The sequence below is a fragment of the Streptosporangium sp. NPDC004379 genome, assembly GCF_042873875.1.
Taxonomy (GTDB): domain Bacteria; phylum Actinomycetota; class Actinomycetes; order Streptosporangiales; family Streptosporangiaceae; genus Streptosporangium.
Map to the genome: position 1 here is coordinate 22165 of NZ_JBIAMC010000028.1, position 14580 is coordinate 36744.

Annotated in this window: 14 protein-coding genes and 1 pseudogene; 11 read left to right on the forward strand and 4 right to left on the reverse strand. The window is 68.8% G+C overall.

What is annotated here, in order from left to right; genetic code table 11:
- Nucleotides 1–15: 15 nt before the first annotated feature.
- The 8 genes from nuoI to ACFYSC_RS35700 all read left to right on the forward strand — a co-directional run bounded on the left by nuoI (nt 16) and on the right by ACFYSC_RS35700 (nt 8443).
- Nucleotides 16–474 (forward strand): NADH-quinone oxidoreductase subunit NuoI, encoded by a 459-nt coding sequence (nuoI, locus tag ACFYSC_RS35665; RefSeq protein ID WP_229811920.1) that lies wholly within the window; start codon nt 16–18, stop codon nt 472–474.
- Nucleotides 467–1423: an NADH-quinone oxidoreductase subunit J gene (locus ACFYSC_RS35670; RefSeq protein ID WP_389970403.1), complete on the forward strand. Its 957-nt coding sequence runs from the start codon at nt 467–469 to the stop codon at nt 1421–1423. Before nuoI ends, ACFYSC_RS35670 begins: the two co-directional genes overlap by 8 nt.
- Nucleotides 1420–1716, forward strand: a complete 297-nt coding sequence (nuoK, locus tag ACFYSC_RS35675; RefSeq protein ID WP_179820454.1) for an NADH-quinone oxidoreductase subunit NuoK — start codon at nt 1420–1422, stop codon at nt 1714–1716. Before ACFYSC_RS35670 ends, nuoK begins: the two co-directional genes overlap by 4 nt.
- Nucleotides 1717–1786: 70 nt before the next feature.
- Complete coding sequence (gene nuoL, locus ACFYSC_RS35680; protein WP_389970497.1) at nt 1787–3655, forward strand: NADH-quinone oxidoreductase subunit L; 1869 nt, start codon at nt 1787–1789, stop codon at nt 3653–3655.
- A complete protein-coding gene (locus tag ACFYSC_RS35685; protein ID WP_362938716.1) occupies nt 3655–5184 on the forward strand; it encodes an NADH-quinone oxidoreductase subunit M in 1530 nt (509 codons plus the stop codon). The genes nuoL and ACFYSC_RS35685 overlap by 1 nt, the downstream gene beginning before the upstream one ends.
- Nucleotides 5181–6734, forward strand: a complete 1554-nt coding sequence (gene nuoN, locus ACFYSC_RS35690; RefSeq protein WP_389970408.1) for an NADH-quinone oxidoreductase subunit NuoN — start codon at nt 5181–5183, stop codon at nt 6732–6734. The genes ACFYSC_RS35685 and nuoN overlap by 4 nt, the downstream gene beginning before the upstream one ends.
- Before the next feature lie 14 nt (nt 6735–6748).
- Nucleotides 6749–7744: a polyprenyl synthetase family protein gene (locus ACFYSC_RS35695; RefSeq protein ID WP_389970411.1), complete on the forward strand. Its 996-nt coding sequence runs from the start codon at nt 6749–6751 to the stop codon at nt 7742–7744.
- Nucleotides 7745–8020: 276 nt separating this feature from the next.
- Entirely contained in the window at nt 8021–8443 is a 423-nt protein-coding gene (locus ACFYSC_RS35700) for a VOC family protein (protein ID WP_389970414.1), read from the forward strand.
- A 138-nt stretch (nt 8444–8581) separates the two neighbouring features.
- Here ACFYSC_RS35700 and rarD read toward each other — a convergent pair whose 3' ends face one another.
- Nucleotides 8582–9502 carry an EamA family transporter RarD gene (gene rarD, locus ACFYSC_RS35705; RefSeq protein WP_389970417.1) on the reverse strand — a complete coding sequence of 307 codons (921 nt, stop codon included), beginning with the start codon at nt 9500–9502 and terminating at the stop codon, nt 8582–8584.
- A 167-nt stretch (nt 9503–9669) separates the two neighbouring features.
- Here rarD and msrA point away from each other — a divergent pair, with 167 nt between their 5' ends.
- Nucleotides 9670–10329, forward strand: coding sequence for a peptide-methionine (S)-S-oxide reductase MsrA (msrA, locus tag ACFYSC_RS35710; protein ID WP_389970420.1), 660 nt, complete (start codon nt 9670–9672; stop codon nt 10327–10329).
- 87 nt (nt 10330–10416) lie between these two features.
- Here msrA and ACFYSC_RS35715 read toward each other — a convergent pair whose 3' ends face one another.
- Both ACFYSC_RS35715 and ACFYSC_RS35720 read right to left on the reverse strand, forming a co-directional pair.
- Nucleotides 10417–11259 (reverse strand): hypothetical protein, encoded by an 843-nt coding sequence (locus ACFYSC_RS35715; protein ID WP_389970423.1) that lies wholly within the window; start codon nt 11257–11259, stop codon nt 10417–10419.
- Complete coding sequence (locus ACFYSC_RS35720) at nt 11234–12145, reverse strand: hypothetical protein (RefSeq protein ID WP_389970426.1); 912 nt, start codon at nt 12143–12145, stop codon at nt 11234–11236. Before ACFYSC_RS35720 ends, ACFYSC_RS35715 begins: the two co-directional genes overlap by 26 nt.
- A 327-nt stretch (nt 12146–12472) precedes the next feature.
- Here ACFYSC_RS35720 and ACFYSC_RS35725 point away from each other — a divergent pair.
- Together ACFYSC_RS35725 and ACFYSC_RS35730 are read left to right on the forward strand one after the other, a co-directional pair.
- Nucleotides 12473–12577 (forward strand): annotated as a pseudogene (locus ACFYSC_RS35725) (peptide-methionine (S)-S-oxide reductase); the annotation flags it as partial.
- 367 nt (nt 12578–12944) lie between these two features.
- Nucleotides 12945–13526, forward strand: coding sequence for a hypothetical protein (locus ACFYSC_RS35730; RefSeq protein ID WP_389970429.1), 582 nt, complete (start codon nt 12945–12947; stop codon nt 13524–13526).
- On the opposite strand, the gene ACFYSC_RS35735 is transcribed toward ACFYSC_RS35730, so the two are convergent.
- Nucleotides 13523–14473 carry a MerR family transcriptional regulator gene (locus ACFYSC_RS35735; protein ID WP_389970432.1) on the reverse strand — a complete coding sequence of 317 codons (951 nt, stop codon included), beginning with the start codon at nt 14471–14473 and terminating at the stop codon, nt 13523–13525. The two genes, ACFYSC_RS35730 and ACFYSC_RS35735, sit on opposite strands and share 4 nt — an antisense overlap.
- Nucleotides 14474–14580: the final 107 nt, after the last annotated feature.

Sequence of the window (14580 nt, forward strand, 5' to 3'; positions counted from 1 at the left end):
GTGACCTTCCACACGATGTTCAAGAAGGTCGAAACGGTCAACTACCCCGAGGAGAAGCGGCCCACGGCTCCGCGGTTCCACGGCCGGCACCAGCTCAACCGCTGGCCCGACGGCCTGGAGAAGTGCGTGGGCTGCGAGCTGTGCGCCTGGGCCTGCCCGGCGGACGCGATCTACGTCGAGGGCGGCGACAACACCGACGAGGAGCGTTACTCGCCGGGTGAGCGCTACGGCCGCGTCTACCAGATCAACTACCTGCGGTGCATCCTGTGCGGCCTGTGCATCGAGGCCTGCCCGACCCGCGCGCTGACCATGACGAACGAGTACGAGCTCGCCGACTCCAGCCGCGAGAGCCTCATCTACACCAAGGAGATGCTCCTCGCGCCGCTCGGCCCGGGGATGGAGACTCCGCCGCACCCCATGCGCCTCGGCGAGACCGAAGAGGACTACTACCGGCTGGGACGCAACAATGGGTGAGACCGTCACGTTCTGGGTGCTGGCCGTCGTCTCGGTCGCCGCAGCCCTCGGCCTGGTCTTCAGCCGCAAGGCCGTCTACTCGGCGCTGATGCTGGGCGTCGTCATGCTGTCCCTCGCGGTGCTCTACGCCGTCCAGGACGCCCCGTTCCTCGCCGCGGTGCAGATCATCGTCTACACCGGCGCGGTCATGATGCTCTTCCTGTTCGTGCTCATGCTGGTCGGCGTCGACTCCGCCGACTCGCTGGTCGAGACGATCAGGGGACAGCGCTTCTGGGCCGCGATCGCGGGCCTGGCCTTCGCGCTCCTGCTCGCCCTGGGCGTCGGCAACGCCACGTTCGGCCGGGCGCCCGGCGTCGGGGGCGCGGTCAAGGAGGCGGGCGGCAACGTCCCGGCGCTGGCCCAGCTCATCTTCACCCGGTACGTCTTCGCCTTCGAGGTCACCTCGGCGCTGCTGATCACCGCCGCGCTCGGCGCCATGGTCCTGGCCCACCGCGAGCGGGTCCGGCCCAAGGCCACCCAGCGCGACCTGGCCCGCGCCCGGTTCGCCGGGCCGCAGCCGTCGCCGCTGCCCGGCCCCGGCACCTACGCCCTGCACAACGCCATCGACATGCCGGCCCTGCTGCCCGACGGCTCGGTGGCGGTCAAGTCGATCAACCGGGTCCTCGCCAGGCACGACCTGGAGGACGGCGTCCGGCCCACCGACCCCGAGAAGGCCGCGCTCATCCGCCAGGTCATCGGCAAGGAGGAGGCCGGCGAGCCCGACGAGGCGGCCGGTGAGGCCGCCCGAGGCGAGGGCTTCCGGGTCGAGGAGAGCGTCGCCGGGCGCAACCCCGCCGTCGAGAGTCCCGCGGCCGCCCAGAACGCCCCCGCCGAGGACGGCGTCGCCGGGCGCGACTCCGCCGTCGCCGGGCACGACAGGGAAGCGGCTCAACGAGAGGAAGGCCAGTGACCACCCACTACCTGGTGCTCTCCGCGCTGCTGTTCGCGATCGGCGCCGTCGGCGTGCTGATCCGGCGCAACGCGATCGTGGTGTTCATGTGCGTGGAGCTCATGCTCAACGCCTGCAACCTCGCGTTCGTGACCTTCGCCCGGCAGCACGGAAACCTTGACGGTCAGCTCATCGCGTTCTTCGTGATGGTGGTGGCCGCGGCCGAGGTCGTGGTCGGCCTTGCCATCATCGTGATGATCTTCCGAACCCGCAGGTCGGCGTCGGTGGACGACGCGAACCTGCTGAAGTACTAAGAGGTGGCCGGTGCAATCTCCCGTTGAGATCTTCCAGCACTCCGGTGGGGTGATCGGGGTCTCCTGGCTGATGATCGCGCTGCCGCTGCTCGGCGCCGCGGTCCTCCTGCTGGGCGGCCGCCGCACCGACCGCTGGGGTCACCTCCTCGGCGTGGCGATGTCGCTGGCCGCCTTCGTGGTGGCCGTCGCCGCCTTCGTCGAGCTGCTCGGCATGCCCGCAGGGGAGCGCCGCCAGGCGATCAGCCTGTACCAGTTCATCCCCGGCGTCGCCGACATGGGGCTGCTGATCGACCCGCTGTCGATCAGCTTCGCACTGCTGATCACCGGTGTGGGATCGCTGATCCACATCTACTCGATCGGCTACATGTCGCACGACCCCGACCGGCGCAGGTTCTTCTCCTACCTGAACCTGTTCGTCGCGGCGATGCTCCTGCTGGTGCTGTCGGACAACTACCTCGGCCTGTTCGTCGGCTGGGAGGGCGTGGGTCTGGCGTCCTACCTGCTGATCGGGTTCTGGCAGTTCAAGCCCACCGCGGCGACCGCCGCGAAGAAGGCGTTCATCGTCAACCGCGTCGGCGACTTCGGGCTGCTGATCGCGCTGTTCACGATCTGGTCGGTCTTCGGCTCGTTCGCGTACAAGAACCTCGGGGCCGGCGCCGTACAGGAGGCCATGGCCGGCGGCAGCCTGTCCCAGGGAACGGTCACCGCGATCGGCCTGCTGCTGCTCCTCGGCGCGTGCGGCAAGTCGGCGCAGCTGCCGCTGCAGTCGTGGCTCCTCGACGCGATGGAGGGCCCGACCCCGGTCTCGGCCCTCATCCACGCCGCGACCATGGTCACCGCCGGCGTCTACCTCGTCGTCAGGTCCGGCGCGTTCTTCGAGGCCGCCCCGACCGCGCAGCTCGTCGTGACGATCGTCGGCGTGGCCACGCTGCTCGCCGGTGCGATCATCGGTTGCGCCAAGGACGACATCAAGAAGGGCCTGGCCGGTTCGACGATGTCGCAGATCGGCTACATGATGCTCGGCGCGGGCCTCGGCCCGGTCGGCTACGCCTTCGCGATCGCGCACCTGATCACGCACGGCTTCTTCAAGGCCAACATGTTCCTCGGCGCCGGCTCGGTCATGCACGCCATGAACGACGAGGTCAACATGCGCCGCTACGGCGGCCTGTTCGCGGTGATGAAGGTCACCGCGGTCACCTTCTTCATCGGCTACCTCGCGATCATCGGCTTCCCGCTGCTCTCCGGTTACTACACCAAGGAGGGCATCATCGAGACGGCCATGGAGCACAACCAGATCCTCGGCTGGCTCGCCGTGCTCGGCGCGGGCCTGACCGGCTTCTACATGTCGCGGATGGTCTTCATGACCTTCTTCGGCAAGAAGCGCTGGGCCGACGACGCCCACCCGCACGAGTCGCCGTCGGTCATGACCGTCCCGCTGGTCCTGCTCTCCATCGGCTCGATCGGCCTGGGCGCCTACCTGATCCTCGGCAACCGGTTCATGAAGTTCCTCGCCCCGGCCGTCGGCCTGCCGGCGGAGCTGCCCGAGACGCACATCTTCGGTGTCGGCACGGTCGGCCTGGCCACGCTCGCGCTGGTCGCGATCGGCGCCGCGTTCGCCTGGTTCCGGTACGGCGCCGCCCAGGTGCCCGAGGTCGCCCCGCGCGGCTCCTTCCTCACCGTCTTCGCCCGCCGTGACCTGTACGGCGACGCCCTGAACGAGGCGCTGTTCATGCGTCCCGGCCAGTGGCTGACCCGGATCGCGGTGTTCTTCGACAACCGCGGCATCGACGGCCTGGTCAACGGGCTGGCCGCGGGGATCGGCGGGACCTCCGGGCGGGTGCGCCGCATCCAGACCGGCTACGTCCGGTCCTACGCGTTGTCCATCCTCTTCGGTGCCGCCGTGGTCGTTGGCGCGCTGCTCTACGTAGGGACCATGTGATGCCCTGGCTCTCAACCCTGATGGCCGTGCCCGTACTGGGCGCGGTGGGTGTCTCCCTTGTCAAGAACGACAAGCTGGCCAAACAGGTCGCCCTGGCGGTCTCGCTGGTCGTGCTGGCGCTCACCGTCGTCATGGCGACCCGGTTCGACCCCTCCTCGGCCGAGCGGTTCCAGTTCGCCGAGGTCCACCAGTGGATCCCGCGCTTCGGCGTCCACTACGGCGTCGGCGTGGACGGCATCGCGCTGGTGCTGATCGCGCTGTCGGCGCTGCTCGTGCCGATCGTGATCCTGGCCTCCTGGCACGACGCGGACGGCACCGGGGCCGCGGCCCCGCCCAAGCGGTCGGTGCGGACCTACTTCGCGCTGCTGCTGGTGCTCGAGGCGATGATGATCGGCGTCTTCGCGGCGACCGACGTCTTCCTCTTCTACGTGTTCTTCGAGGCCATGCTGATCCCGATGTACTTCATGATCGGGTCGTACGGCGGTGTCCAGCGGTCCTACGCGGCCGTGAAGTTCCTGCTGTACTCGCTCTTCGGCGGCCTGCTCATGCTGGTCGCGGTGATCGCCCTCTACGTGATCGCCGAGAAGAACACCTTCATGTTCCCCGAGCTGATCGGGGCCATCCAGGACCCGGGCACCCAGAAGTGGCTCTTCCTGGGCTTCTTCATCGCCTTCGCGGTCAAGGCGCCGCTGTGGCCGTTCCACACCTGGCTGCCCGACGCCGCGGCGCAGGCCCCGGCCGGCGCCGCCGTGCTGCTGGTCGGCGTGCTGGACAAGGTCGGCACCTACGGCATGCTCCGCTTCTGCCTGGAGCTGTTCCCTGAGGCCTCGAAGTTCTTCACGCCGCTGGTGATCGTGCTGGCGGTGGTCGGCATCGTCTACGGCGCGATCGTGGCCATCGGCCAGACCGACATGAAGCGCCTGATCGCCTACACCTCGATCTCGCACTTCGGCTTCATCGCGCTGGGCGTCTTCGCGATGACCAAGGACGCCGGCGCGGGCGCCACCCTCTACATGGTCAACCACGGGTTCTCCACCGGCGCGCTGTTCCTGATCGCCGGGTTCCTGATCTACCGCCGGGGCTCCAGCCGCATCGCCGACTACGGCGGCGTGCAGAAGGTCTCCCCGGTGCTCGCCGGGACCTTCCTGATCGCCGGACTGTCCGGCCTGTCGCTGCCGGGCCTGTCGACGTTCGTCAGCGAGTTCATGGTCCTCATGGGCTCCTACGAGCGCTACAAGGTCGCGGCGATCATCGCCGCCTCCGGCGTGGTGCTGGCGGCCATCTACATCCTGTGGATGTACCAGCGGACGATGAACGGTCCCACGGCCGAGTCGGTCAAGGGCTTCACCGACCTCAACGCACGTGAGCGGTGGGTGGTGGGCCCCCTGGTCGCGCTCCTCATCGTCTTCGGCTTCTTCCCCAAGCCGATGCTCGACGTGATCAATCCCGCGGTGGACAAGACGCTCACCAGCGTCCACGTGACCCCGTTCACCCCGGCCGTCGCTGAGAAGAAGGGGGCCGGGCAGTGAACAACGGCACCATCCAGGCTCCGACGATCGAATACGCGCTGCTCTCCCCGATGCTGATCGTGTTCGGCGCGGCGATCATCGGAGTCCTGATCGAGGCGTTCGCGCCCCGTTACCTGCGCAAGTCGATCCACATGCCGCTGACGCTGCTGGCGCTGCTCGGCGCGTTCGCCACCACGGTCCTCGGGGCGGTGAACGGCCTGCCGACGAGCGCCGCCGCGATGGGCGCCATCGCGGTCGACGGGCCCTCCCTGTTCATCTGGGGCATCATCCTCATCCTCGCGTTCGTCAGCGTGCTGCTGATCAACGACGACGAGCAGTTCGTCGCGCAGGCGGCCGCCGTACCGGGCAGCTCCGACGAGGAGGAGGCGGTCCGCGGCGGCTACGCGCAGACCGAGGTCTACCCGCTGCTGCTGTTCGCGGTCGGCGGCATGCTGCTGTTCGCCTCCGCCAACGACCTGCTGGCGATGTTCGTCGGCCTGGAGGTCATGTCGCTGCCGCTGTACCTGCTGTGCGGCCTGGCCCGCCGTCGCCGCCTGCTGTCGCAGGAGGCGTCGGTCAAGTACTTCCTGCTCGGCGCGTTCTCCTCGGCCTTCTTCCTGTACGGCATGGCCCTGGTGTACGGCTACGCCGGGACGGTGAGCCTCAAGGGCATCGGCGACGCGCTCGGCGCGGTCTCCGGCCAGGAGACGCTGCTGCTGATCGGCACCGCGATGCTCGGCGTCGGCCTGCTGTTCAAGATCGGCGCCGCGCCGTTCCAGGCGTGGAAGCCCGACGTCTACCAGGGCGCGCCGACCGCGGTCACCGCCCTGATGGCCTCCACCGTGCTGGTGGCGGCCTTCGGCGCGGTGCTGCGCGTCTTCTGGGTCGCCCTGGGCGGCCTGGAGTGGAACTGGCAGCCGGTCATGTGGGGCGTGGCGATCCTGACCATGGTCGTCGGCGCGATCCTGGCGATCACCCAGACCGACATCAAGCGGATGCTCGCCTACTCCTCGGTCGCGCACGCGGGCTTCCTGCTCACCGGCGTGATCGCCACCGGCGCCGCCGCGCAGAACTCCAAGGCCCTGTCGGGCATCCTGTTCTACCTCGTCGCGTACGGCTTCACCACGGTCGGCGCGTTCGCGGTGGTCACGATGGTCCGCGACGCGGGCGGCGAGGCCGGGCACCTGTCCCGCTGGGCGGGCCTGGGCAAGCGGTCGCCGTTCCTGGCCGGCGTCTTCGCGTTCTTCCTGCTGGCCTTCGCGGGCATCCCGCTGACCAGCGGTTTCTTCGGGAAGTACGCGGTGTTCGCGGCGGCGGTCTCCGGCGGCGCGGTGCCGCTGGTCATCGTCGGCGTGGTGAGCTCGGCCATCGCCGCGTTCTTCTACGTCCGGGTCATCGTGCTGATGTTCTTCAACGACCCGGCCGCGGACGGCCCGACCATCGCCGTTCCCACTGTGGGGACCTCGGCTGTGGTCGCACTCGCGGCAGCGGCTACCGTAGTGCTGGGAGTCTTCCCCCAGCCGGTGCTCGATCTCGCGGACCAGGCTGCGTCCGCTCTGTTCATTCGTTAGAGGAGTAGTGCTTCATGGCTGCGCCACCGGTTGTTGATCTGGCTTTCACCGACGAGCGGCTGGCGCAGGACCTCACAGCGGGGCTGGCGGAGGTCGAGAAGCTGCTGCGGGCCTCGGTGGAGAGTGACGACGCCTTCGTGACGGAGGCGTCCAAGCACCTCATCGAGGCCGGCGGCAAGCGGTTCCGGGCGATGCTCGTGCTGCTGGCCGCCCAGTTCGGCGCCCCCGCAGCCCCGGGAGTCGTGCCGGGGGCGGTGGTCATCGAGCTGACCCACCTGGCGACGCTCTACCACGACGACGTCATGGACGAGGCCCCGGTGCGCCGGGGCTCCCCGTCGGTCAACGCCCGGTGGGACAACACCGTGGCGATCCTGACCGGCGACTACCTGTTCGCCCAGGCGTCGGAGATCCTCGCCGACCTCGGCGCCGACATCATCCGCATCCAGGCGCAGACGTTCTCCCGCCTGGTGCGCGGGCAGATCCGCGAGACCATCGGCCCCCGCCCCGGTGAGGACGCGGTCGCCCACTACATCGGCGTCCTGGCCGACAAGACCGGCTCCCTCATCGCCACCTCCGGCCGGTTCGGCGCCCTGCTGAGCGGCGCCGCGCCGGAGGTCGTCGAGCGGCTGACCCGGGCCTGCGAGGCCATCGGCGTGGCCTGGCAGCTCAGCGACGACCTGCTCGACGTCGCCTCGGAGTCGGCCGAGTCCGGCAAGACCCCCGGCACCGACCTGCGCGAGGGCGTCCGGACGCTGCCGGTGCTGCACGTCCTGGCCTCCGACGACCCCGCCGACGCCCGGCTGCGCGAGCTGCTGGCCGGCCCGGTGGCGGAGGAGGACGTCGAGGAGACCCTGCGCCTGCTGCGCGCCAACCCCGCCATGGAGCGGGCCCGCGCCGAGCTCGTCGCCTGGGCCGACCGGGCCCGCGAGGACCTGTCGGGCCTGCCGGACATCCCGGCCCGCGCCGCCTACCTCGCGATGTGCGACTACGTGGTCGAGCGCTCGGGCTGACCGGCCGTACCCCGGCGCCGGAGCGCGGAACGGGGCGTGTCGCCGGGGACGGCCGGCGGCCGGCCCGGGTGGTGCCGCGGGCCGTGGGCGTTCGGCCGGCGATGACGCGCGACGGGCCGATTTCCGCCGCAGTACAGGACACAACCTGTCCTCCACCTTCGCCATGGTGATAGACGAGCCGTTCGAGAGATCGTCTTCCTGGTTCCGGCGGTCGCCGTCACCGGGGCCTGGACGGTCGCCGGCGGCATGTTCATCCATCCAGGCAAGGAACATGGCATGTCAGTCACGACCACCACCCACCTGAACTTCCGGGGCGCCGCACGCGAGGCGCTGGACTTCTACCGGTCCGTCTTCGGCGGACGCACCGTCGCGGTCACCTATAGGGACGCGGGCGCCGTACAGAACGAGAGCGAGGCGGACCAGGTGATGTGGGGCGAGGTGGTCGGCGACGACGGCTTCCACGTCATGGCCTACGACGTGCCCTCGCACCTGCCCTGGAACCAGGGTGAGAACCCGTTCTTCGTCTCCGTGCGCGGTGACGACGCCGAGGAGATCAGCGCCCTGTGGGGCAGGCTCGCCGACGGCTCGACCGTCGTGCGGCCGCTGGAGCCCGCGCAGTGGGCGCCGCTGTACGGCATGCTCACCGACCGCTTCGGCGTCACCTGGGTCCTGGACGTCGCCGCCCCCTACAACGGCTGAGCCGGCCGGACCGGGACGCCCGCGCCATCCGGGCCGCCGCAGCCACACGGGCGGCCCGGACGGCGCGGGCGCCGAGCACGCAGCACAGGAAGGAAACGGAGCCCATGCGGACCATGACCGTCCTCGGCACCCGCGCCCTCAACGCGTGCCCGCGGGCTCCAGGTCGCGGAGCGCGACGCGGCGCGCCCGGTGGGCGGCTCGGAGGCTGTCCCAGGTGAAGATCGACAGGGCCAGCCAGACGATGGCGAACCCGGCCCACCGGCTGGCCGGCATCGCCTCGTGGGCGATGAACACCCCGCACAGGAACTGCAGCACCGGGGCGATGTACTGCAGCAGACCGATCGTGGTGAGCGGCACCCGGATCGCGGCGGCGGTGAAGCAGAGCAGCGGCACGGCCGTGATCGCGCCGGCGCCGGCCAGCAGGAGAGCGTGACCCGCGCCCGCGGTCGCGAAGGTGCCCTCGCCCCGGACCTGCAGGTAGACCAGGTAGGCGAACGCGGGCACCAGCAGCACCAGCGTCTCGATGGTCATGCTCTCCGCGGCCCCGACCCCCGCGATCTTCTTGATGAGACCGTAGGTGCCGAAGCTGGCGGCCAGGACCAGCGCGATCCACGGCAGCCTGCCGTAGTCGACGGTGAGGACGACGACGGCCAGGGCGCCCATGCCGACCGCCGCCCACTGCAGGGGCCGCAGCCGCTCCTTGAGCAGGAAGACGCCGAACAGGACGCTGACCAGGGGGTTGATGAAGTAGCCGAGCGCGCTCTCGACCACATGGCCGGTGTTGACCGCGTAGATGTAGACGCCCCAGTTGACGGTGACGACCGCCGCGGCCAGGGCGAGCAGGCCGAGCTTGCGGGGGGTGCGCAGGAGCTCGCCGAACCACGACCAGTGCCGCCGGACCGCCAGGATGGCGGCGACGACCACCAGGGACCACACCATGCGGTGGGCGAGGATCTCCAGGGCGCCGGACGGCTTCAGCAGCGGCCAGTAGAGGGGGAAGAGTCCCCACATGGCGTAGGCGGCGATGCCGTACAGGACTCCTCGGCGCGTTTCAGGCATGTATTACATTTTCGCTGCTTACCACATTTAATACAAATTAGCGATGCTTCGCTAAGAGTTAAGCGCCGCTTACGGGAACATCGGGGCAGGCAAGCTGGTTCCCCCTGTAGCGACAGGTGGGGACGTTCGGGTCCCCCTGGAGCGACAGGTGAGGAGGATGTCGGCACATGGGCTGGCTGTTCGGCAACAAGACTTCCATGGTGTCCCCGGACGAGGCTCTGCCGGGCCGTGACACGAGGATGGCGGTGCCCGCCCGCCACGCCGTCCTCGACGCCCCCCTGGCTCCGCCGTACCCCGAGGGGACCGAGATCGCCGACTTCGGCCTCGGCTGCTTCTGGGGCGCCGAGCGGAAGTTCTGGCAGACCCCCGGCGTGGTGACCACCTCCGTCGGCTACGCCGGCGGGTACACCTCCAACCCCACCTACGAGGAGGTCTGCACCGGGCGGACCGGCCACACCGAGGCCGTCCGCGTGGTCTTCGACCCGGCCAGGATCTCCTACGAGGAACTGCTGCGCGTCTTCTGGGAGGCCCACGACCCCACCCAGGGGATGCGCCAGGGCAACGACGTCGGCACCCAGTACCGCTCGGCGATCTACTTCCACTCACCCAAGCAGGAGAAGGCCGCCCTGGCCTCGCGTGACGCCTACCGGAAGGTGCTCGCCGACGCGGGCTACGGCGACATCACCACCGAGATCGCCCCGGCGGGTGACTACTTCTTCGCGGAGGAGTATCACCAGCAATATCTGTACAAAGTGCCCAATGGGTACTGCGGCATCGGCGGCACCGGAGTCTCCTGTCCGGTGGGCATCGCGCCTGCGGGTGAGTAGCTCGATACCTTGGGTGGAGTCTGGTCTCGTCAGCGCAGAGGGCCGGGCATTGAAGTCGAGGTCGAGCCCTCCGCGGAGTTGGAGGGCTCAAGTATGTTCCAATGCCTGCACGAGATCAGCGGCCAGCAGAGATGTTGCCAAAGCAACGGTTTCTGGCTCGCCGATTCCCTCTTCCGCGCGCCCTGCCATCGTTGAGCCGAGCGCGTCCGGTCCTGCCGCGAACAGTGCCGCCAGATGTTCGACCGCCTGCTCGGTGACCTCACTGCTGATGGGGTCGCGAGCCAGGAGCCTGAACGCGGTGGCCAGTTCAGCGGTGTCGACGTCGACAAGGATGCGGTACGTGTCGTGTGCGTCCTTGTCATTCAGCCGGTGGGGGGCCGCAACCCGTTCGGCGATCTTGTGGAGCTTGGCTACCAGCAAGGCCGCGGGCCCGGCGACTCTGACTCGATATACGCGGGCATCGGCCGGGTCGAGGGCGGCCACGTCCATGACCGTGTTGTCGATGACAGCGGCTTCGAGACCTCGAGCGCGCCGGGTGGCGCGGCGATCATGTGGCGGGATGCGGGCTCCCCTCGTGTTCCTCGTACCTGCTCCTGCAAGAGCCTCGGGCACCATCAGATCGACCGGAACGCCCGCGGGGTTCAGCCACGACCCAGGTTGTCCGCCGATGGGATCACGGTAGAACCCCGCGCGGCCCATGGATTGCTCCAGAAGCGGATCGTCCTCCAGGACTCTCGGGTCAAGTGCGAGATCGCTGTCCTTCGTCGTCTCGGCGAGGGCGACAGGACTTCCCGCAGTGCGCAGGTAGACGGCCTGCGCTCCGATCACGATCACAGCTTCGCGATGGGCATCCAGCGCGGCCAACGCATCGAGAAGCGCGGATCGGGATCGGACGAGGATGTCGCTACTGCTTACGCCAAGAGGGTTCATGTCGCGTCATCCATTCAATGAGTTCTTCGGCTTCGGAGGGGTTGCGTCCAGGGCCTGTCATCAAGTCGACGGCGACTTGGGGTGGTGCTGCGATCGTGAGACCGGAAGCGTCGGTAAGGGTACGGGTGAAGACGACGTCGCTTTCCGGCTCGGCCAACATCACATTTGCTCCGGCGTCAGCGGGACGGAGACCCCAGAGCCGGGCGGTGTGCTCAGCATCCGTCGTGTAGATCATCGCGGAGCGAGCCGGAGCATGGGGGGCCCAGCCGGCTGCGGCCAAGGTCCCGGTTACGGCGTACCGGGCGGGGTTGTCGGCCGCTCGCCGCATGAGGTCGGGTAGGCCTCTCGGTGCTATCCATCGGGTGATGCGATTGCTTCGTACGAACCCGTAGTCCTCGCTCCAACGCCTCAGTAGGGCAACCCAGTCGGGAACCACGACCGCACCCGAGCTGTTCCGTGTCGCCAGGTTCTCGCTCTCGAGGAACTCGATCACCCGGTAGGTCGACCCCGTGGATACGCCGGCGACGTCGATCAGCTGGCGGATCGTCCATGATCTTCGGTGGTCCAACAGCGCACGCACGATCTTCGCTGCGGGAGCGCCCTTCAACGTTCCGCGCGGTCTTCCGGGACCACGCCATGGATCGTGGTCGGCTCCTCGATCCGCAACGTACAGACCGGGCTGAGAGACGTTCAAGGTGATGTTCCCTGTCGCGTCTATGTAGGACAGGCCGGCCTCCGTGAGCCGCTTACGCACGGGTGGCGACAGGTACCGGGAGACGACAACCCCACGACTGCCCGGGTGCTCGTCCGCCGCGTCATTCAACTGCTGGAGCAGCGTGGCGGTGTCACGTCTCTCCACCACGTTCTTGGCTTCCACGATCAGCACGACCGAGTTTCCGTCCGGTGCCGTCACCTTCCAGAGAGCGTCGAAGCGAGCATCCGGTAGTCCGCGCCCTAGTGGCTGAACGTCCCACCCGTTCGGCAACCGGTCACCCAGCACGGCCATTCCGGCTCGCAGAACTTCAACCTCGTTCCTAGGTTGTGGTCTCGCCTCCATTGGTGCTCTCCAGTCCCTCGGTGTTCGGGAAAAATCCTAACTCCGTTGAACGCGGAAAGTCGGGATTTTCTGAACAGCCAGCCGGAGGCGATCGCCGTCGTAGCACCTCTGAGGCCCGCCGGTTCGTTCTACGCGGGCGAGTTGTCGCCCGAAGGAGAGTGCTACCACCAGCAGTATTTGTTCAAGAACCCAAACGGCTACTGCGGGATCGGCGGTACCGGGGTGACGTGTCCGGTCGGCCTGACGACCGGCGAGGCCTGATTTCGCGGGAACCAGTCGGCCCGGAGCCCAGACCCCGGGCCGGCACAGCCGCTCTCGGCGGGTTGCGATCAGCCGCCGCGCCGCGCGGCTGTCACTCTCACCGTCGGCGAGGCGTAACCCTTCGAACCGATGGTCCGTGATGCGGGCCATCGGAGTTTGAGAGCGGGCTCACGTGGTCCATGAGCTTGTCGGCGGCGGCCCGGACGGCCATGTTCCCGGCACCTGATCGCGTTGTGGGCTGAGCCTTTGTCCGGACCGGCACTTGAGTCTCAAGTAACCGGAGACTCCAGGATCGACGACGTGGGCGGCATGTGCTCGTCTTCGCCGTCCGCGCCCCATCCGATTCGACTCCGGGAGAGTGCATTCCATGCCGCGATACGTGACGCCGTCCGCTGAGGATGGCAAGCGCCTCATCAACGACTTCATCGACGAGACTTTCGGGGGTCTGAACGCCAACCAAGACTTCGTCGCCATGCTGCGTACGGCGGTGCCTGAGATGCCCGCCGATCCCAGCCCTGAGCAGCTGGGCGCCTGGGCGGAGCTGTCCGAGCTGGTCCGCGATGCCGACTTCAAGGCCAGGGTCCGCAGGATGGCCGAGCATCAGGCGGCCGAGAGGGCGGCCGGGGATCAGACGGGCCTGCATCACGAGGTGACCGAGCTGGTCCGGGAACGGGTGCGGCAGGCGCAGGCGGACGGGGTCGAGCCGGGTTCGCAGGAGGCGCGGATGGTGCTGGTCGAGCTGATCGCCGGATACACGGCGACGTTCGGTCATCTCGACAGTGCCGAGTACCGCCGGAAGCTGCTGACTCGGCTGGAGATCGCGAATGATCCCCGTACGGAGCGGTACTTCGCCTTGCTGTCCACGATCAACGGCTGGCCGGTGCCGCCGAGCCTGGCGCCGGCGTTCGACTGGTTCACCCAGGCGCTCCGGCACCATCCCGTTCCCTAAAGGCCGGCTACGCGGGGGTTGAGTGCGGCGAGGAGCCAGCGGGCCGCAGGGACCGGATCGGGTTTCGGGGGCGTACCGTTGATCATGGCCAGCAGTCGCCAGTATCGGGAGACCCGAGGGTCGGCTCCGATGCGGATCCGCTCGGCGAGCCAGAGCCGGAACCCGGCGTCGTCGGACCGCCGGTGGGCCTGGGCGAAGACGGCGACCAGCTCGTTCACTATGGGCCGGGCCAGGGGGGATGCCGGCGGAATCCCGTCCGCCAGCGCGCGGCCGACGAGGTCCAGCGTGGCCTGCTCGGCTCGCGCCCAGCTCTCGTGGTCGCCGTGCTCGGCGCCGGAGGAGCGGTCCGTCGCGTGCCGCTCGAACGCCTCGCGTACGCTCTCCCGGAAGTGGGGGTCGCCGACCAGGTGTGCGAGCTCCAGCCACGCGTCGAGCTGCTCGACCGATGGGTCGCCGGGCAGGTCGGGCAGCATCGAGCGCAGGTGCGCGGCGAACGCGGGCTCCATGTCGAGCCCGCGAGTCGCTTCGGCCACGAGATCGGCCACCAGCTGCCGGCGCCGCTCCGCCGGTAGCCGGGCGAGCCGGTTCACGTGGGCGATTCCGGCCGTGCCGGTACGGCGGGTGGTGACGTAGCGCAACACCGCCTGGCGTACCCGCAAGGTCTGGATCTGGTCCTCCATGGCCGCGATCTGCCCGTCGGCGATCTCGTTCAGGGTCTGCGTGTCGGCGAGCACTCGTGTGATCGTCGCGATCTCGACACCGAGATCTCGCAGCGTCCGGACGAGTTCCAGCCGGTCCAGGGCGTCGTGATCATAGAGCCGGTAGCCACCGGCCGACCGGCCGACCGGAGGCACCAGTCCTTCGTCGGAGTAGTACCGGACCGTCGGCACCGGCACCCCGGCGAGTCGTGCCACCTGGCCGATCGTGTAGAGCCCGTCGTCCTTCACAGGTCCAGCCTGGCTTATCAGCCGCCCTTTCGGTGGGCCTTCGGGGGAGCACGACCGGTGATGCCGTTGAGAGGAGCTCTTCAGGCACGCCCTGGCGAATAGATGGC

Excerpts from the sequence above, each read along its gene's own strand:
- nuoI (WP_229811920.1), top strand. The coding sequence starts at position 16 with ATGTTCAAGAAGGTCGAAACGGTCAACTACCCCGAGGAGAAGCGGCCC.
- ACFYSC_RS35670 (WP_389970403.1), top strand. The coding sequence starts at position 467 with ATGGGTGAGACCGTCACGTTCTGGGTGCTGGCCGTCGTCTCGGTCGCC.
- nuoL (WP_389970497.1), top strand. The coding sequence starts at position 1,787 with ATGATCGCGCTGCCGCTGCTCGGCGCCGCGGTCCTCCTGCTGGGCGGC.
- ACFYSC_RS35685 (WP_362938716.1), top strand. The coding sequence starts at position 3,655 with ATGCCCTGGCTCTCAACCCTGATGGCCGTGCCCGTACTGGGCGCGGTG.
- ACFYSC_RS35695 (WP_389970411.1), top strand. The coding sequence starts at position 6,749 with ATGGCTGCGCCACCGGTTGTTGATCTGGCTTTCACCGACGAGCGGCTG.
- ACFYSC_RS35700 (WP_389970414.1), top strand. The coding sequence starts at position 8,021 with ATGTCAGTCACGACCACCACCCACCTGAACTTCCGGGGCGCCGCACGC.
- rarD (WP_389970417.1), bottom strand. The coding sequence starts at position 9,502 with ATGCCTGAAACGCGCCGAGGAGTCCTGTACGGCATCGCCGCCTACGCC.
- msrA (WP_389970420.1), top strand. The coding sequence starts at position 9,670 with ATGGGCTGGCTGTTCGGCAACAAGACTTCCATGGTGTCCCCGGACGAG.
- ACFYSC_RS35715 (WP_389970423.1), bottom strand. The coding sequence starts at position 11,259 with ATGAACCCTCTTGGCGTAAGCAGTAGCGACATCCTCGTCCGATCCCGA.
- ACFYSC_RS35730 (WP_389970429.1), top strand. The coding sequence starts at position 12,945 with ATGCCGCGATACGTGACGCCGTCCGCTGAGGATGGCAAGCGCCTCATC.